Origin of the sequence: Streptococcus lishijunsis (genome assembly GCF_047290665.1) — a bacterium.
Classification (GTDB): domain Bacteria; phylum Bacillota; class Bacilli; order Lactobacillales; family Streptococcaceae; genus Streptococcus.
Window position 1 is genome coordinate 14230 of record NZ_JBLBUC010000006.1, and the last position, 17055, is coordinate 31284.

Below are 17055 nucleotides of genomic sequence, written 5' to 3' on the forward strand. Positions count from 1 at the left end.
CTATGAAGTATCCAGATTTACTAGAGCGTTTTTTGACCTATGTCAAAATCAATACGAGAAGTAATCCAGACAGTACAACAACACCAACAACACAAAGTCAGGTTGATTTTGCCCTTAAGGTATTAAAACCTGAAATGGAGGCTATTGGTCTTGTTGATGTGCATTATCTCCCTGAAAATGGCTATATTGTAGGGACTCTTCCTGCGACAGATGAGAGTGTTAAGACTAAGATTGGCTTTATTGCGCATATGGACACAGCTGATTTTAACGCTGAAGGGGTCAACCCTCAGATTGTTGATTATAAAGGTGGTGTGATTGAGCTTGGTCAATCTGGCTATCAGCTAGATCCCAAGGATTTTCCAGCTTTAGAGCATTATCATGATCAGACGTTGATTACAACAGATGGGCATACGCTTTTAGGAGCAGATGATAAGGCAGGGATTGCTGAGATTATGGCAGCTATGCATTATTTAAATCAACATCCTGAGATAAAGCACGGTGAGATTCGAGTCGGTTTTGGTCCTGATGAGGAAATCGGCATCGGTGCCGATAAGTTTGATGTAGCTGATTTTGATGTGGATTTTGCTTATACTGTTGACGGTGGTCCACTAGGAGAGTTGCAATATGAAACCTTTAGTGCTGCAGGTCTTGAATTGACCTTTGAGGGACGCAATGTCCATCCTGGAACAGCCAAAAATCAGATGATCAACGCTCTTCAAATGGCTATTGATTTTCATAATCGCTTGCCAGAAGACGACAGACCTGAAAAGACAGATGGTTACCAAGGTTTTTACCATTTACTAGAGATGGCAGGTAATGTCGAGGAGGCTAAAAGTAGCTATATCATCCGTGATTTTGAAGATGCGTCTTTCAAAGCCCGTAAAGCCCGTGTTGAAGCTATCGCCAAAGAGATGAATGACGCTTTTGATAGCCCGCGCGTGACAGTGTCGCTCTATGACCAATACTACAATATGAAAAAAGTCATTGAAAAAGATATGACGCCTGTGGATTTGGCTGAAAAAGTGATGAAAGAACTTGATATTACACCGATTATCGAGCCAATCCGTGGAGGGACAGACGGCTCTAAGATTTCCTTTATGGGAATTCCAACACCTAACCTTTTTGCTGGTGGGGAAAATATGCATGGCCGTTTTGAGTTTGTCAGCCTTGAAACTATGGCAAAAGCAGTCGATGTTATCGTTGGTATCGCTAAAGAAGTTGAGTAATAAAAGGGGTCTTAGATGATTAAACTCTTTGGGAAAATAAGATACCATTGGCAGCCTGAGCTGTCTTGGTTGATTATTTACTGGTCTATTGCCTTTATTCCAATTTTTATTGGCTCTGCCTTGATTTTTGAGCGACTCGAAATTTCTAGACAAGCCCTTATTTTATTTGCTTTATTTATTGTTTTGATTGGAGCAGGTTTTCATCGTTACTTTATCATTGAAGATGATGGGATACTCAATATCGTCTCACTCAACATCTTTAAAAAATCACGAGTAGCGCTTTGTGATATTACTAAAGTCGAGGTGACACGCTCTACGCTAACGCTTTATATCAAAGGGCAAAGTAAGCGTAGCTTTTACATGCGCAAGTGGCCTAAGAAGTATTTTATTGATGCTCTTGTCATCAATCCAGCGTTTGCTGGGGAGGTAGAGCTGATTGATAATTTCATCAAATTAGACTATTTTAAAGCTTATCAAAAGGATAAAAAAGCTCTTACAAAATCGTAAGAGCTTTGGTAGGGCAAGCTTTGACAGCTTGCAGCGTATCCTTATCGCTATCTGGAACTTGGCATTCCTTATCATCAGTCGTTGAAAATAAGACGATACCTTCATCGTCATAATCAAAAAGAGATGAGTAGGTTTGACAAAGTCCACAAGCGATACATTTTTCTGGCGTAATCTTTACTTTCATATAACTATTGTAATATGATTTTATCAATTTAACAAGGGGGATAGCATGGCTAAGGAACCATGGGAAGAAAAAATGGTTGACACAAAGGAGGAATCACGTTCACGTCGTAATTCTATTAGCACATCTTGGATTACAGGTATCTTGAGTGTCTTTTTCATTATTGTTGTAGCGATATTATTTATTGTCTTTTATACCTCAAATCGAGGTGGTGATAAGGCGACAGAAACAGCAGGTTTTGCAGGAGCTAGCTCATCGTCAAGCTCTGTGGTGAGTCAAAGTTCAAGCTCCAGCCAAGCCAGTCAAGCTAGCCAATCTAGCGCAGAAGAAAGCCAAGAATCAAGTAGTGAGGAGAGCAGTCAAGCTAGTGAACCTAGCACAGAAGAAAGTGTAGAAACGTCAACTTCATCTACGGTTTCAAATGGTTCAACAATTACCGTTTTAGCTGGTGAAGGTGCTGCTTCTATTGCTGCTAGAGCAGGTATATCTGTCGCTCAACTTCAAGCACTTAATCCAGATCATATGACACTTGGTTATTGGTATGCCAATCCTGGTGATCAAGTTTATATCAACTAGTAAGGAGCCTTATGACATCTATTTGTATTGCTATTGATGGACCTGCCTCTAGCGGAAAAAGTACGGTGGCTAAGTTGATTGCTAAAGACCTTGGCTACACTTATCTGGATACAGGAGCCATGTATCGTTCAGCGACATACTTGGCGCTAAAGTATCATCTTGATGAGACAGATGTAGAAGCTATCTTAGAGGTTTTAAGAAAATCACCCATTTCATTTGCAAGTGCCGATGACGGAAGCCAGCGTGTTTTTCTAGGGGAAGAAGATGTCACTCTAGCGATTAGACAACCTGATGTGACTAATGCTGTCTCAAAAATTGCTGCTTTATCTGAGATTCGACAAGAACTAGTGGCGCAGCAGCGTCGTATTGCCAAAGATGGTGCCATTATCATGGATGGACGTGATATTGGTACAGTTGTCCTCCCTGATGCCCAATTAAAGATTTTCTTGGTTGCATCTGTTGAGGAAAGAGCTGAGCGTCGCTTTAAGGAAAATATAGAAAAGGGGATTGCTTGTGACTTAGAGACCTTGAAAGCAGAAATTGCGGCGCGTGATTATAAGGATAGTCATCGGGCTATCTCCCCCCTAAAACCTGCTAGTGATGCCATTATATTTGACACGACAGGAGTCTCCATAGAGGGTGTTGTAGCTTTTATTAAAGAAAAAGCGCAAAAAAAGATTGACAGCATGAATTAGTCATGCTATACTAGTAACAATGAGAAAAGCAGAAGTGAGAGCTTCTCGCCTTGCGACTAACGTTGTCTGGCTCTACAAGTCAAAGTTTCTAGTGAAACGATAACTGTAGTGCGGACTTGGTTTGTCAAGTCCGCTTTCGTTTTTCTCTAAAAATATGAAGAGGTGAAGATCATAGCTAAGAAAGATCTATTCATTAACGATGAGATTCGTGTTCGCGAAGTTCGTCTAGTTGGTCTTGATGGTGAACAATTGGGTATCAAACCACTGTCAGAAGCGCAAGCTATTGCTGATGATGCAAATGTTGATTTGGTCCTTATTCAGCCCCAAGCTACACCACCTGTTGCGAAAATTATGGACTATGGTAAGTTCAAATTTGAGTATCAAAAAAAACGTAAGGAACAACGTAAAAAACAAAGCGTTGTAACGGTCAAAGAGATTCGTCTAAGCCCTGTAATTGATAAAGGGGACTTTGAGACAAAACTCCGTAATGGACGTAAGTTCCTTGAGAAAGGAAACAAAGTTAAGGTTTCCATTCGTTTTAGAGGACGTATGATTACTCATAAAGAAATTGGAGCAAAGGTATTGGCTGATTTTGCTGAAGCAACCCAAGACATTGCTATTATTGAGCAAAGAGCTAAGATGGACGGACGTCAAATGTTCATGCAGCTTGCACCAATTCCAGACAAGAAATAATTGTCACTTAATTATTTAGTATCAGAGGAGAAATTATCATGCCAAAACAAAAAACACACCGCGCATCAGCTAAACGTTTTAAACGTACAGGTTCTGGTGGTTTGAAGCGTTTCCGCGCTTACACATCACACCGTTTCCACGGTAAAACTAAAAAACAACGTCGTCATCTTCGCAAAGCTTCAATGGTATCTGCTGGAGACTTTAAACGTATCAAATCTATGCTTACTCGCATGAAATAAGCCTAGACGACTAGTATTATCATATTATAAAATTCGGAGGATATATAAATGGCTCGTGTTAAAGGTGGCGTTGTATCACGCAAACGTCGTAAACGTGTTTTAAAATTAGCTAAAGGTTACTATGGTGCAAAACACATCTTGTTCCGTACAGCAAAAGAACAAGTAATGAACTCTTACTACTATGCATACCGTGACCGTCGTCAGAAAAAACGTGATTTCCGTAAATTGTGGATTACACGTATCAATGCGGCAGCTCGTATGAATGGTTTGTCATACTCACAATTGATGCATGGTTTGAAATTAGCTGAAATCGAAGTTAACCGTAAAATGCTTGCTGATTTGGCAGTTAACGATGCAGCAGCCTTTACAGCTCTTGCAGATGCAGCTAAAGCAAAATTAGCTAAATAAAACTAAAGCCTAAGATAACTTAGGCTTTTTATTTTTAGAGCAGATGTGACTTTTGAATTACCTTTTATCTATGCTATAATAAAGGTATTAGGAGGGATTAGCAATGAAATACAAATGGACGACTGTTTTAGCTTTAGCCTCTCTGTTGGTTTTATTAGCAATTGGTGCTTTTAGGGATATGACGGCTAGTAAAGAGCTGTCAAAAGCTAGTCATCATGATACCAAGACAGCTAGAGTTGTAGCCAATGGTGATATTTTGATTCATAATGTCCTTTATGCTAGTGCGCAAAAAAATGATGGTAGCTATGATTTTAGACCTTATTTTAAGTATATTAAGACTTGGATTGAAGAAGCTGATTTAGCGCTTGGTGATTATGAGGGGACGATTCGGCAAGACTATCCGTTAGGAGGCTATCCGTTATTTAATGCTCCTGAGGATATCGCTTATACACTGAGAGATGTTGGTTACGACGTGATTGATTTGGCGCATAATCATATCCTAGATTCTGGCTTAGATGGTGCCTTAAATACAGCCCAACTCTTCCAAGAGCTTGGTTTGGATACTATCGGTATCTATGCTACTGATAGGCAAAGTGAACCTATTTTAATAAAGGATGTCAATGGGATTAAAATAGCTATTTTGGGTTATGCTTATGGTTATAATGGTATGGAAGCTAATCTAACACAAGAAGAATACAACAAGCATTTGTCAGATTTGGATGAGGCTAAGATGGAGGAAGAGATCAAAAAGGCTGAGCGTTTGGCTGATGTCACTATCGTTATGCCACAGATGGGTGTAGAGTACCAGTTAGAGCCAACTGATGATCAAGTCACTTTGTACCATAAGATGATTGATTGGGGAGCAGATGTCATCTTTGGTGGGCATCCACATGTAGTAGAACCTGCTGAAACCGTGATGAAAGATGGCGATAAAAAATTTATTATATACTCCATGGGCAATTTTCTCTCTAATCAAAGACTCGAGACAGTTGATAATAGTTGGACAGAGCGAGGGCTATTGATGGATATCACCTTTAAAAAGACAGGACAAAAAACGGTTATCGAGACAGTCAAAGCGCATCCGACAATGGTTTGGGCATGGTCTAAAGGGAGTGTAGGTAGCGAAGGATACGACCTTTACAACTACCGTACCTTAGTGTTGGAAGATTTTATTGAGGGTGGAAAATACCGCAATGAACTAGATGATACAATGAAAGAGAGGGTTGATACCGCTTATCAGGAAATGGTTGAGCATGTCAACCTCAAATGGTGATATGAAAACAAAACAAGTACGATTGATGACTGCTAGCTCTGCTGATGTGAAAGGTCTCTACTATCATTCCTTTCCCAAGGAAGAGCGTCTGCCTTATGTTTTATTGACTTTAGGAGCTTATCGGCATAAAGTAGATTTTGACGCTTATTATGATAAAGATGCCTTTTGTGGCTTTTCTTATACTTATATGTCACAAGACTATGTCTATGTTCTCTTTTTAGCAGTAAATGATAAGTATCAAGGACAAGGTTATGGGACACAGATATTAGAGAGTCTTAAAGCTAAAGCAGGAGATAGAGCTCTCGTGTTGACCATTGAACCTTTGGATGAGTCAGCTGCGAATTATCAGCAACGTCTCAAGCGTCTCGCTTTTTACGAGCGTAATGGTTTTAAAGCAACCCCGTACACTTATCACGAAAAGAAAGAGCGCTATACGGTTCTTTCGACGCGACCAATCAAAGATAAGAAAGCTTTAGAGAAGGTCTTTAAAGATGCTGTTGCACACCTTATTCCTACAAAAATAACAAAATAAAGATTTTTCTGAAAAATCTTTATTTTGTATGGTATAATAGATAGCAAGAATTAAGGAGAGGTGATGACATGAGAGATGATATTAAGATAAATACTAGAGCCGCTGCGATTAGCCACAAGCTAGTCGAGAAGTTGCAGACCGTCTATGATCCAGAAATCGAATTAGACGTTTACAATCTTGGCTTGATTTATGAAATTGATTTGGACGAGAAGGGGCATTGTCATCTCGTCATTACTTTCACTGAGGCGAGCTGTACGTGTGTGGAGACATTACCTGCTGAGTTGGTGAAGGTCTTAGGAGAGATTGAGGAGATTTCTTCTGTGACAGTTGAGGTGGTGTGGAAGCCTGTTTGGAAAATGACACGCATCAGCCGTCTTGGAAGAATCACTCTAGGTATTAGCCCAAGGTAATATGTGAAAAAAGGAGACTAAAATGACAGAAGAAACAAAAGATTTTCGTATTAGAAGTCACGTCTATGATGGCATGGTACGTTCTCCAAACCGTGCTATGTTGCGTGCAACTGGAATGACTGATGACAACTTTGACAAGCCTATTGTAGGTGTCATCTCGACATGGGCGGAAAATACACCTTGTAATATCCATTTGCATGATTTTGGGAAATTGGCTAAAAAAGGAGTTAAACAAGAAGGTGCCTGGCCTGTTCAGTTTGGAACTATTACCGTAGCAGATGGGATTGCTATGGGGACACCAGGGATGCGCTTTTCATTACCATCACGTGATATTATTGCAGATTCCATAGAAGCAGCCGTCAGCGGTCATAATTGCGATGCACTTGTGGCTATTGGTGGTTGTGATAAAAATATGCCAGGTTCTATGATTGCAATTGCTAACACAGCTATTCCAGCTATTTTTGTCTATGGTGGTACTATTGCTCCAGGTCATTTAGACGGAAAAGATATTGATCTGGTGTCTGTTTTTGAAGGGGTAGGACGTTGGAATCATGGGGATCTTAGTGCTGAGGAAGTGCGTCGTATCGAGTGTAATGCTTGTCCTGGTCCTGGTGGCTGTGGAGGAATGTACACGGCAAACACCATGGCATCTGCCATTGAAGCGATGGGCATGAGTCTTCCAGGGTCATCGTCTCATCCTGCGGAATCTAAAGAAAAAGAGCGCGATGTCGAAGAAGCGGGTCGAGCTGTTGTCAAGTTGCTTGAGATGGGTATTACACCAAAAGACATTATGACACGAAAAGCCTTTGAAAATGCGATTACAGTTGTTATGGCACTTGGCGGATCGACCAATGCGATTCTACATTTGATGGCTATTGCGCATGCAGCTAATGTTGATTTGACTTTGGATGATTTCAATGATTTTCAAGAGCGTGTACCTCACTTAGCTGATCTTAAACCATCAGGAAAATATGTTTTCCAAGACCTCTATAATGTCGGTGGCGTGCAAGCAGTGATGAAGTATCTCTACCAAAATGGCTATCTTCATGGAGATTGCTTGACGTGTACAGGTAAAACGCTAGCGGAGAATCTAGAGAGTGCCCCAGATCTTAAAGAAGGTCAAAAAGTCATTATGCCACTTGATAAGCCAAAACGTGAAGATGGACCTTTGATTATCTTACGAGGCAATCTTGCCCCAGATGGTGCAGTAGCTAAGGTTTCTGGGGTTAAGGTGCGTCGTCATGAAGGGCCAGCCAAGGTCTTTAACAGTGAAGAAGATGCTGTTAAGGCTGTACTAGCTGATGAGATTGTTGACGGGGATGTTGTTGTTGTTCGCTATGTAGGTCCAAAAGGTGGTCCTGGTATGCCTGAGATGCTCTCTTTATCGTCTATTCTTGTCGGTAAAGGACAGGGCGAGTCAGTCTGTCTTTTGACAGATGGGCGTTTCTCTGGCGGTACGTATGGTCTGGTGGTAGGGCATATTGCTCCAGAAGCACAGGTAGGCGGTCCTATTGCTTATCTAAGGGATGGTGATACGGTTATTGTTGATCAAGATACTAAAGAGATTACCATGAAAGTATCTCAAGAAGAGCTTGATAAGCGAAAAGCTGAGACGACGATTCCATCACTTTATTCACGAGGTGTTCTTGGTAAGTACGCTCATATCGTCTCATCATCGGCTAAAGGAGCTATCACAGACTTTTGGCGTCCAGATGATACTAAAAAGTAGGCTATATACTGTGTTAAGAGAGTGCCTATCTTTTTGTCAATAAAATGTTTAGAATAGTTGGGCCAAAAATCTTGAAAGTTCTCTAGAAGTATGATAGAATAATAGCTGTTGACTTATGCACATCCTGTGCAACCGCACGAACACTGTCTTTAAGCAGTACGATACTCACAGTGCAAGGCGAGTCTTCACCAAAATATTATAGGAGGTGCATCATGAGCACATATGCAATCATCAAAACTGGTGGTAAACAAGTAAAAGTTGAAGTCGGTCAAGCTATCTACGTTGAAAAATTGGACGTTGAAGCAGGCGCTGAAGTGACATTTGACCAAGTCGTTCTTGTCGGTGGAGAAACAACTAAAGTTGGTACACCTGTTGTTGAAGGTGCTAGCGTTGTTGGAACTGTTGAAAAACAAGGAAAACAAAAGAAAGTTGTTACATTTAAGTACAAACCTAAAAAAGGTAGCCACCGTAAACAAGGTCATCGTCAACCTTATACAAAAGTAGTGATTAAGGCTATCAACGCTTAAAAACAATGATTCAGGCAATATTTACAAGGGATGCTAAGGGCTGGTCTGAGATGACAATCACAGGTCATGCTGGTAGCGGTGAGTATGGCTTTGATATTATTTGTGCATCGGTATCTGTCTTAGCTTTTAACTTTATCAATTCAGTGGAGTTAATGACGAAACAGACGCCTGTTGTTGATAGTGTTGATGATGGCGGTTATCTCGTCGTTAGGCGACCAGATGACCTGACAGAAGAAGAGTGTAGGATTTGGCAGACTCTTTTTGAATCAGTCGTGATTGGCTTGACCAATTTGTCTGAAAATGAAGGAAATTATGTCAAAAAACCTATCATTCACTAAGATTCAACGAAAGGAAAAACTCATGATTAAACTTAATCTTTCAAACTTACAATACTTCGCCCACAAAAAAGGTGGAGGTTCTACATCTAACGGACGTGACTCACAAGCAAAACGTCTTGGTGCTAAAGCTGCAGACGGTCAAACTGTAACAGGTGGATCAATCCTTTACCGTCAACGTGGTACACATATCTATCCAGGTGCCAACGTTGGACGCGGTGGAGATGATACCCTTTTTGCAAAAGTTGAGGGCGTTGTTCGTTTTGAGCGTAAAGGTCGCGATAAAAAACAAGTTTCTGTTTACCCTATCGCTAAATAAGCCTTAAACGTTCGTTAACTAAGCTTTCCTAGATATCTAGGAGAGCTTATTTTGTTATATGAAAACTATTTGAATCGTATTGGTTAGAAACTATGGTTTAGGTTGAAAAGAGGTAAATATGATTGAAGTATTATCAAAAGAAGAGTTACTGCTTTTACTGACAAGTCATTCTCGCTATCAGATAGCAAAAGTGACGGGTATTTCTCAGCAGACGTTGTCCAATTATGCAAATGGTGTAACCAAAATAGGTGGTATGTCTTATGATAATGTTATTAAGCTGACTGAGTATGCTAAGAGTCAAGCGTTATAAGCCTAAACATACTGTTAAGGGTGATATTTTTCTGAACTACAGTATTGTATTTAGCGCTTTTTGGAGGTTGCTAGTAGCAAAGCGCTCACTTTTTTGTTAAAATAATCTTTTGGAGGACAGTTATGACAAAAGCAGATACTATTTTTAAGCATAATATTAGAAAGATTATGTCAGAAGGTGTTTTTTCTGAAAATGCCCGTCCAACCTATCAATCAGGTGGGCAAGCTAATTCTAAGTATATTACAGGTGCTTTTGCTGAGTATGACCTTAGTAAAGGGGAGTTCCCAATCACGACCTTACGTCCTATCCCTATAAAAAGTGCCATTCGTGAAATCTTTTGGATTTATCAAGATCAATCTAATAGCCTTGAATTGTTAAATGATAAGTATCAAGTCAAATACTGGAATGAGTGGGAAGTGGATGGTACAGGTACCATTGGACAGCGCTATGGGGCAGTGGTCAAAAAGCATGCCATTATCCAAAAAATTCTCCAACAATTAAAGGAGAACCCTTGGAATCGTCGTAATGTTATTTCTTTATGGGATTATGAAGCGTTTGAAGAGACTGATGGGCTTTTGCCTTGTGCTTTTCAGACTATGTATGATGTCAGACGCGTTGATGGTGAGATCTACCTTGATGCAACCCTAACCCAACGCTCCAATGATATGTTGGTGTCTCATCATATCAATGCCATGCAGTATGTCGCGCTTCAGATGATGATTGCCAAGCATTTTGGCTGGAAGTTAGGAAAGTTCTTTTATTTTGTTAATAATCTTCATATTTATGACAATCAATTTGACCAAGCAGAAGAATTGCTTAGACGTGTTGAGACTGATTGTCAACCACGATTAGTCCTTAATGTGCCTGATGGGACAGATTTTTTTGACATTAAGCCTGAGGATTTTGAATTAGTGGATTATGAGCCTGTTAAACCCCAATTAAGTTTTGACTTGGCTATTTAATGTTAAGGAAAGTTAATAACCATAACTTTATCTCAGCAATTTTGTTGAGATTTTGTTACAATAATAGAAATCAAAAAGGAGGCGAAGATGACATCAAGAGTGATAGCCCTTTGGGCAGAGGATGAATCGGGTGTGATTGGACGTGATAATCGTCTGCCCTGGCATCTTCCAAAGGAACTCCAACATTTTAAACAAACAACCATGAATCAAGCCATTTTGATGGGACGTGTCACTTTTGAAGGGATGAAACGTCGGGTCTTGCCTGGTCGTGTGACCCTGGTTTTGACCCATGATAGGTCTTATCAGGCAGAAGGGGTCCTTGTAGTCCATAGTGTAGAAGAAGCACTTGAGTGGTTCAAGACACAAGAGAAAGACCTCTATATTATTGGTGGCGCCAAGGTTTATGCGGCTTTTGATGGTTATTATGATGCAGCTATCAAAACAGTAGTTCACGGTCATTTTGAAGGAGATAGATCTTTTCCTAGTCTGTCAAAAAGTGCTTTTGTCAAGGAAAGTGAGAGCTATTATGAGGCTGATGAGGCAAATGCTTATCCTTTTACTGTCCAAACATATATCGTAGGAGAGAAAAGATAGTTATGGAAAAAAGTTTATTTGGTCTTTTTACAGCTTTTTTGACCGTTATCTGTCTTTGTTTAGCCGTAGTCGCAGCTCGTAAAAAGCGTTATGGGCTAGGAGTGATTTTTTTACTAAATAGCTTTTCCAATTTGGTGACTACTATCCAAGCTTTTTATGGAAGTTTTTTTTAACAAACGAAGATACTATATCAATATATCAATCATTTAGGAGAAACAATGGTTAGAAATAGAGCTAACGATGTAAAAGTAAATTGTTCCTTTTGTGGAAAAAGTCAAGATGAAGTTAAAAAGATAATTGCAGGCAACAATGTCTATATCTGTAATGAATGTGTTGCTCTAACACAAGAAATCATTCGTGAAGAATTGGCAGAAGAGGTATTAGAAGATTTAGCAGAAGTTCCAAAACCAAAGGAGCTTTTAGCGATTTTAAACCAATACGTTGTCGGTCAAGACAGAGCTAAGCGAGCTTTAGCAGTAGCTGTTTATAATCACTATAAACGTGTTAGTTTTTCTGAAAGCCAAGATGAAGAAGACGTTGATCTACAAAAATCAAATATCTTGATGATAGGTCCTACTGGCTCTGGAAAGACCTTTTTGGCGCAAACATTAGCGAAAAGTCTTAATGTTCCTTTTGCGATTGCAGATGCGACGTCTTTGACAGAGGCAGGCTATGTGGGAGAAGATGTTGAAAATATCCTCTTAAAACTGATTCAAGCAGCTGATTTTAATATAGAACGTGCAGAACGCGGCATTATCTATGTCGATGAGATTGATAAAATTGCTAAAAAAGGGGAAAATGTCTCTATTACACGTGATGTTTCTGGTGAGGGAGTTCAGCAAGCCCTTCTTAAAATTATCGAAGGAACAGTGGCTAGTGTTCCACCGCAAGGGGGACGTAAACACCCTAACCAAGAGATGATTCAAATTGATACTAAAAATATCCTCTTTATCGTAGGTGGTGCCTTTGATGGTATTGAAGATATCGTCAAACAACGTCTTGGTGAGAAGGTCATCGGCTTTGGGCAGAACAATCGTCAATTATCCGACGATGCGTCTTATATGCAAGAAATTATCTCAGAAGATATTCAAAAATTTGGGCTCATTCCAGAGTTTATAGGTCGCCTGCCAGTTGTGGCTGCGCTTGAGCGCTTGACATCAGATGACTTAGTACGTATCTTGACTGAACCAAAGAACGCTCTCGTAAAACAATACCAAACCCTCTTATCTTATGATGGTGTGGAATTGGTATTTGACAAAGATGCTCTGATTGCGATTGCAGATAAGGCTATTGAGCGTAAAACAGGTGCAAGAGGATTGCGCTCAATCATTGAGGAGACCATGCTAGATGTGATGTTTGAAGTGCCTAGCCAAGAAGGAGTCACCAAGGTTCGTATTACTAAAGAAGCCGTAGAAGGGACAGATAAGCCTGTCCTTGAGACGGCTTAGGGAGTGCTTATGGCTGAAGAATATCTTAATACGCATAATGCTTCTCTGTTATTGAGCGCAGCTAACAAGTCCCACTACCCACAGGATGACTTGCCAGAAGTGGCTCTAGCAGGGCGTTCTAATGTTGGTAAATCAAGCTTTATCAATACCCTTTTAGGACGTAAAAATCTAGCTAGAACCTCAAGCAAACCTGGTAAGACACAGTTGCTCAATTTTTTCAATATTGATGATAAATTGCGCTTTGTCGATGTTCCAGGCTATGGTTATGCCAAGGTTTCTAAGAGTGAGCGTGCCAAGTGGGGCAAGATGATTGAAGAATATCTGGTGACACGTGACAATCTTCGAGTAGTCGTTAGCTTAGTTGATTTGAGACATGAGCCCAGTCGAGATGATATTCAGATGTATGAATTTCTTAAATATTATGACATTCCTGTCATCATAGTGGCGACTAAGGCTGATAAAATCCCGCGTGGTAAATGGAACAAACACGAAGCTATCATAAAGAAACAATTACAATTTGAAAAAGGGGATGCCTTCATCTTATTTTCATCCGTTGATAGGACTGGTTTGGATGACGCTTGGGACACGATTTTAGATTATTTATAATGGGCTTATAGCCCATTTTTTAGTGTCATAGAAGGATAATGTTCGTGTTTTGTGAATTGTTTGAGAATGGATTTCTTTTTTGAGCAAATACAAAGCAAAAGTCTTGACAAACTCTTTTTTAGTTGTGTATAATGTTTGCAAATAAATGTCTTCATTAATTTGTTAGGCGCTCCTTATTGTGTGACTTGTTTGTTGGACGATAAGAGAGGGCACTCGTTATTTAGAGGTAGTTCAGTGTCAAGTGAGGTGGCACCGTATGTTCTATATGCCCTCGTACAGAAGTTTATTTCTGTGTGGGGGTATTTTTTATCAGGTAAAACCATTGTTGTGGGAAAATATTGTAACAGATAGTCTGTCCTCTATAATAATATTTTTGAAAAGACTATACATAAAGAAGAGCATTTATACAGACGGGAGAGATCGTATGATTTTATTGATTGATAATTATGATTCGTTTACCTTTAACCTTAAGCAATATATTAGCCGTTTTGAGACAGTTATCGTCTTACGTAATGACGATGAGCGCTTGTATGAGACGGCTCAAAAAGCAGATGCTCTAGTCTTTTCCCCAGGGCCTGGTTGGCCAGCTGATGCAGGGCAGATGGAAGCCTTGATTAGAGATTTTGCTGGAAAAAAGCCTATGTTAGGTATTTGCCTTGGACATCAAGCTATTGCTGAGACTTTTGGAGGGCGGCTTGATTTAGCCAAACATGTCATGCACGGTAAGCAAAGTCAAATGCTGATTGAAGGAGAGTCCCCTATTTTTGAAGGAGTTGAGAAGGAAACGGCTATCATGCGTTATCACTCGATTGTTATTTCGCAGATGCCAGATGCCTTTGAAGTGACGGCAAGAACAGCTGATGATCAGGAAATCATGGCTATTCAACATCAAGAGCTAGACATTTATGGTTTGCAGTATCATCCAGAGTCCATTGGCACTGATGAGGGAATGAAGATGGTGGAAAATTTTTTAACCTTGGTGACAAAAAGAAAACAGGCTTAAGGATGGGAAAGATTTCTGAAAGAAGTGTTTTTGAAATGAGTTACTGCAATAGAGTTAACCGCTTTAGATAATCATCTCTCTAGATTAACGCAATAGAGGTCAGACGCTTTACGCCGCTCTTATATGATATCATTGTAGGTTCTGCCATTGTTCAAGTCTTATACAAGTGAAAAATAAGTAATCGTTACTTTTATGGCCAAAAGCCTAGCACTTATCATCTCAAAAGAGTAATCATCTCCTTATCAAGCCTTTAGCGTTTCATTTGGGCGCTCTTATGGTACAATTGAGAAAAGGAGGGCTTTTTATGACACAAGATTTGTATTTAGCGGGCGGTTGTTTTTGGGGATTAGAAGAGTATTTTGCACGTATCAAGGGGGTGCTGGATACAACCTCAGGCTATGCCAACGGCAATGTCGAGACGACCAATTATCATCTTTTAAAGCAGACTGATCATGCAGAGACTGTACATATCACTTATGATGAGCAGCAAGTTAGCTTGTATGAGTTGTTGGCTTATTATTTTCGTGTGATTGATCCCTTGTCTGTCAATCGTCAGGGCAATGACCGAGGACGTCAATACCGTACAGGGATTTACTACACTGATGAGACAGAGCAACTGCCGATTATCAAGACAGTCATGGCAGAGCAAAGTGCTAAGTATCAGCAAAGCTTAGCTGTTGAAGTGGAGCCGTTAAGACACTATATTTTAGCTGAGGATTATCATCAAGACTATCTTCAAAAAAATCCAAATGGCTATTGTCATATCGATGTGACGTTGGCAGAAAAACCTTTGATTGATAGCCTTGATTATCATAAAGAGACCAAGGAGAAGCTTAAAGAACGTCTCACTCCCAATCAATATGCTGTGACGCAGGAGTCAGCGACAGAACCCGCTTTTCAAAATGACTTTTGGAATCATTTTGATGAAGGTATCTATGTTGATGTCACGACAGGACAGCCTCTTTTTAGCTCTAAGGATAAGTTTGAGAGTGGCTGTGGTTGGCCTAGCTTTGCAAGCAGTATTGCACCAGAAGTAGTCACTTATCATGAGGATAAGAGCTATGGTATGAATCGTATTGAAGTGAAAAGCCAGGTAGGACAAGCCCATCTAGGTCATGTCTTTGAAGACGGTCCTAGTGAGCTTGGGGGGCTACGTTATTGTATCAATTCAGCAGCTCTTCGCTTTATTCCTAAAGCTGAGATGGCCTCGCAAGGTTACGAGTCCTTATTAGCACTATTTCAAGATTAAAAGAGTCAGGTTTAACCTGACTCTTTTTAGAGCATAACGTAAACAATACCCATATAGTGAAGGGCTGAGGCAAGCATGATAAAGAGATGCCAAATCATATGATCATAAGCACGTCCTCGTGCATAAAAGACGGCTCCGATGGTGTAAGCTAGCCCTCCAGCAAGCATAATCATCAAGAAAGTCAGAGATGTTTTAGTGATTAAGGCAGGGAGGATAAAAATAACTAACCATCCCATCATCAAGTAGAGGAAGAGGCTGAATTTTTCATTGATACGTTTAGCAAAAATCTTATAAAGAATCCCAAAGACGGTGGTTCCCCATTGTAAGATGATAATAGTGTATCCTAACCATCCTCCGACTAAAGATAGAGCAACAGGGGTGTAGCTCCCTGCAATGGCAATATAAATCATGGAATGGTCAATAATGCGTAGGACATATTTTTGAGGGGAATTATAAGACATGGAGTGGTAGATAGCCGATGATAAAAACATTAAAAAGAGACTAATGACAAAAATCGACATCCCAATCGACTCTACCAAACCATAATGTTGAAAACTATATATGGCCGTGTAAGGTAGTAAAATCAACATGGCTAGGCTTCCGATAGCATGGGTGACACTATTGGCAACTTCTTCGCCAAAGGTAAGAGGTTTACTTAATTTTAGAGATCGTGCTGGACTCATGTGGCGCTCCTTCTAGGTCTTTGACCAATTGCTGTGTATGATGGTAGAGCTTTAAGGTCTGGCAAGCCGCAACGACCACTTCAGGTAAATTGTGACTTTCATCTCCATTCATACAAGCGACAAAACTATCATAGCTCTCTTTTGAGCGGTTATGGCTAGTCAAAAGCGCTAAGGTCTGGCTAATATCATGAATGGAAAAGACGTTTTTTAGTGTAGTAATGACAATCAAGCGAGCCAGTTGCTTGCGATTGTACTTTTTTTTGATAGGTTTTGTCAGTTGTTGATGCTTGACATAATTGTTAATCATCGAAGCGGTCAACCCCTTGTCACTAGCGATATTACTTTGTGTCACTTGATTGACATAGAGTAAGACCTGATCGAGATACAGATCAATAGCAGGGAGCTCTTCCCAGCTAGGATAATGATAAGACATAATAACAAAACTCCTGTCATCTAGTATTGATAACTAGATTATATAAACTTTGAAATTATTTGTCAAGAAAGAAGATGGTAAAATAGGTATTTTAAAAAGAGAATAGCGTGGTAGTCT

The 17055-nt window shown here is 40.0% G+C and carries 25 protein-coding genes and 2 other annotated features; of the genes, 22 read left to right on the forward strand and 3 right to left on the reverse strand.

What is annotated here, in order from left to right; genetic code table 11:
• The first annotated feature begins 2 nt into the window (after positions 1-2).
• Positions 3-1226 (forward strand): peptidase T, encoded by a 1224-nt coding sequence (gene pepT / locus ACLN19_RS03930; protein ID WP_413383505.1) that lies wholly within the window; start codon positions 3-5, stop codon positions 1224-1226.
• 15 nt (positions 1227-1241) lie between these two features.
• Complete coding sequence (locus tag ACLN19_RS03935; RefSeq protein WP_413383507.1) at positions 1242-1733, forward strand: EbsA family protein; 492 nt, start codon at positions 1242-1244, stop codon at positions 1731-1733.
• On the opposite strand, the gene ACLN19_RS03940 is transcribed toward ACLN19_RS03935, so the two are convergent.
• Entirely contained in the window at positions 1720-1917 is a 198-nt protein-coding gene (locus tag ACLN19_RS03940) for a ferredoxin (protein ID WP_413383509.1), read from the reverse strand. The genes ACLN19_RS03935 and ACLN19_RS03940 overlap by 14 nt on opposite strands.
• Positions 1918-1962: 45 nt before the next feature.
• Here ACLN19_RS03940 and ACLN19_RS03945 point away from each other — a divergent pair, with 45 nt between their 5' ends.
• The 20 genes from ACLN19_RS03945 (at position 1963) to msrB (ending at position 15822) form a co-directional block, all read left to right on the forward strand.
• Positions 1963-2490, forward strand: a complete 528-nt coding sequence (locus ACLN19_RS03945) for an SAG1386/EF1546 family surface-associated protein (RefSeq protein WP_413383511.1) — start codon at positions 1963-1965, stop codon at positions 2488-2490.
• A gap of 11 nt (positions 2491-2501) precedes the next feature.
• Positions 2502-3185 (forward strand): (d)CMP kinase, encoded by a 684-nt coding sequence (gene cmk, locus ACLN19_RS03950; RefSeq protein ID WP_413383513.1) that lies wholly within the window; start codon positions 2502-2504, stop codon positions 3183-3185.
• Between the two features lie 20 nt (positions 3186-3205).
• Positions 3206-3333 (forward strand) — a sequence feature (ribosomal protein L20 leader region).
• A 14-nt stretch (positions 3334-3347) separates the two neighbouring features.
• Positions 3348-3878 (forward strand): translation initiation factor IF-3, encoded by a 531-nt coding sequence (gene infC, locus ACLN19_RS03955; RefSeq protein WP_413383515.1) that lies wholly within the window; start codon positions 3348-3350, stop codon positions 3876-3878.
• A 38-nt stretch (positions 3879-3916) separates the two neighbouring features.
• Positions 3917-4117 (forward strand): 50S ribosomal protein L35, encoded by a 201-nt coding sequence (gene rpmI, locus ACLN19_RS03960; RefSeq protein ID WP_413383517.1) that lies wholly within the window; start codon positions 3917-3919, stop codon positions 4115-4117.
• 48 nt (positions 4118-4165) lie between these two features.
• A complete protein-coding gene (gene rplT / locus ACLN19_RS03965) occupies positions 4166-4525 on the forward strand; it encodes a 50S ribosomal protein L20 (RefSeq protein WP_413383519.1) in 360 nt (119 codons plus the stop codon).
• A 103-nt stretch (positions 4526-4628) separates the two neighbouring features.
• Entirely contained in the window at positions 4629-5798 is a 1170-nt protein-coding gene (locus ACLN19_RS03970; protein ID WP_413383521.1) for a CapA family protein, read from the forward strand.
• Positions 5779-6330 (forward strand): GNAT family N-acetyltransferase, encoded by a 552-nt coding sequence (locus ACLN19_RS03975; protein ID WP_413383523.1) that lies wholly within the window; start codon positions 5779-5781, stop codon positions 6328-6330. Before ACLN19_RS03970 ends, ACLN19_RS03975 begins: the two co-directional genes overlap by 20 nt.
• Positions 6331-6398: 68 nt before the next feature.
• Positions 6399-6740 (forward strand): metal-sulfur cluster assembly factor, encoded by a 342-nt coding sequence (locus tag ACLN19_RS03980; RefSeq protein WP_413383525.1) that lies wholly within the window; start codon positions 6399-6401, stop codon positions 6738-6740.
• A 22-nt stretch (positions 6741-6762) separates the two neighbouring features.
• Complete coding sequence (gene ilvD / locus ACLN19_RS03985; RefSeq protein WP_413383527.1) at positions 6763-8469, forward strand: dihydroxy-acid dehydratase; 1707 nt, start codon at positions 6763-6765, stop codon at positions 8467-8469.
• A 120-nt stretch (positions 8470-8589) separates the two neighbouring features.
• Positions 8590-8664: a sequence feature (ribosomal protein L21 leader region), on the forward strand.
• A gap of 17 nt (positions 8665-8681) precedes the next feature.
• Complete coding sequence (rplU, locus tag ACLN19_RS03990) at positions 8682-8996, forward strand: 50S ribosomal protein L21 (protein ID WP_413383529.1); 315 nt, start codon at positions 8682-8684, stop codon at positions 8994-8996.
• Positions 8997-9001: 5 nt separating this feature from the next.
• A complete protein-coding gene (locus ACLN19_RS03995; protein WP_413383531.1) occupies positions 9002-9334 on the forward strand; it encodes a ribosomal-processing cysteine protease Prp in 333 nt (110 codons plus the stop codon).
• A 22-nt stretch (positions 9335-9356) separates the two neighbouring features.
• Positions 9357-9650: a 50S ribosomal protein L27 gene (rpmA, locus tag ACLN19_RS04000; RefSeq protein ID WP_018164419.1), complete on the forward strand. Its 294-nt coding sequence runs from the start codon at positions 9357-9359 to the stop codon at positions 9648-9650.
• A gap of 118 nt (positions 9651-9768) precedes the next feature.
• Positions 9769-9960 carry a helix-turn-helix domain-containing protein gene (locus ACLN19_RS04005; RefSeq protein ID WP_413383534.1) on the forward strand — a complete coding sequence of 64 codons (192 nt, stop codon included), beginning with the start codon at positions 9769-9771 and terminating at the stop codon, positions 9958-9960.
• A gap of 122 nt (positions 9961-10082) precedes the next feature.
• Positions 10083-10922 (forward strand): thymidylate synthase, encoded by an 840-nt coding sequence (locus tag ACLN19_RS04010; RefSeq protein WP_413383536.1) that lies wholly within the window; start codon positions 10083-10085, stop codon positions 10920-10922.
• An 87-nt stretch (positions 10923-11009) separates the two neighbouring features.
• Positions 11010-11516 carry a dihydrofolate reductase gene (locus ACLN19_RS04015; RefSeq protein WP_413383538.1) on the forward strand — a complete coding sequence of 169 codons (507 nt, stop codon included), beginning with the start codon at positions 11010-11012 and terminating at the stop codon, positions 11514-11516.
• Positions 11517-11518: 2 nt separating this feature from the next.
• Positions 11519-11689 carry a hypothetical protein gene (locus ACLN19_RS04020; protein WP_413383540.1) on the forward strand — a complete coding sequence of 57 codons (171 nt, stop codon included), beginning with the start codon at positions 11519-11521 and terminating at the stop codon, positions 11687-11689.
• A 45-nt stretch (positions 11690-11734) separates the two neighbouring features.
• Positions 11735-12964, forward strand: coding sequence for an ATP-dependent Clp protease ATP-binding subunit ClpX (gene clpX, locus ACLN19_RS04025; protein ID WP_413383542.1), 1230 nt, complete (start codon positions 11735-11737; stop codon positions 12962-12964).
• A 9-nt stretch (positions 12965-12973) separates the two neighbouring features.
• Positions 12974-13570 (forward strand): ribosome biogenesis GTP-binding protein YihA/YsxC, encoded by a 597-nt coding sequence (yihA, locus tag ACLN19_RS04030; RefSeq protein ID WP_413383544.1) that lies wholly within the window; start codon positions 12974-12976, stop codon positions 13568-13570.
• A gap of 424 nt (positions 13571-13994) precedes the next feature.
• Entirely contained in the window at positions 13995-14573 is a 579-nt protein-coding gene (locus tag ACLN19_RS04035; protein WP_413383546.1) for an aminodeoxychorismate/anthranilate synthase component II, read from the forward strand.
• Between the two features lie 304 nt (positions 14574-14877).
• Positions 14878-15822: a peptide-methionine (R)-S-oxide reductase MsrB gene (msrB, locus tag ACLN19_RS04040; protein WP_413383548.1), complete on the forward strand. Its 945-nt coding sequence runs from the start codon at positions 14878-14880 to the stop codon at positions 15820-15822.
• 26 nt (positions 15823-15848) lie between these two features.
• Here the strand turns inward: msrB and trhA are convergent, their stop codons facing one another.
• Together trhA and ACLN19_RS04050 are read right to left on the reverse strand one after the other, a co-directional pair.
• Positions 15849-16505: a PAQR family membrane homeostasis protein TrhA gene (gene trhA / locus ACLN19_RS04045; RefSeq protein ID WP_413383550.1), complete on the reverse strand. Its 657-nt coding sequence runs from the start codon at positions 16503-16505 to the stop codon at positions 15849-15851.
• The gene (locus ACLN19_RS04050) at positions 16474-16938 is read right to left on the reverse strand and encodes a DUF1836 domain-containing protein (RefSeq protein ID WP_413383552.1); all 465 of its coding nucleotides are present in this window, start codon (positions 16936-16938) and stop codon (positions 16474-16476) included. The genes trhA and ACLN19_RS04050 overlap by 32 nt, the downstream gene beginning before the upstream one ends.
• Positions 16939-17055: the final 117 nt, after the last annotated feature.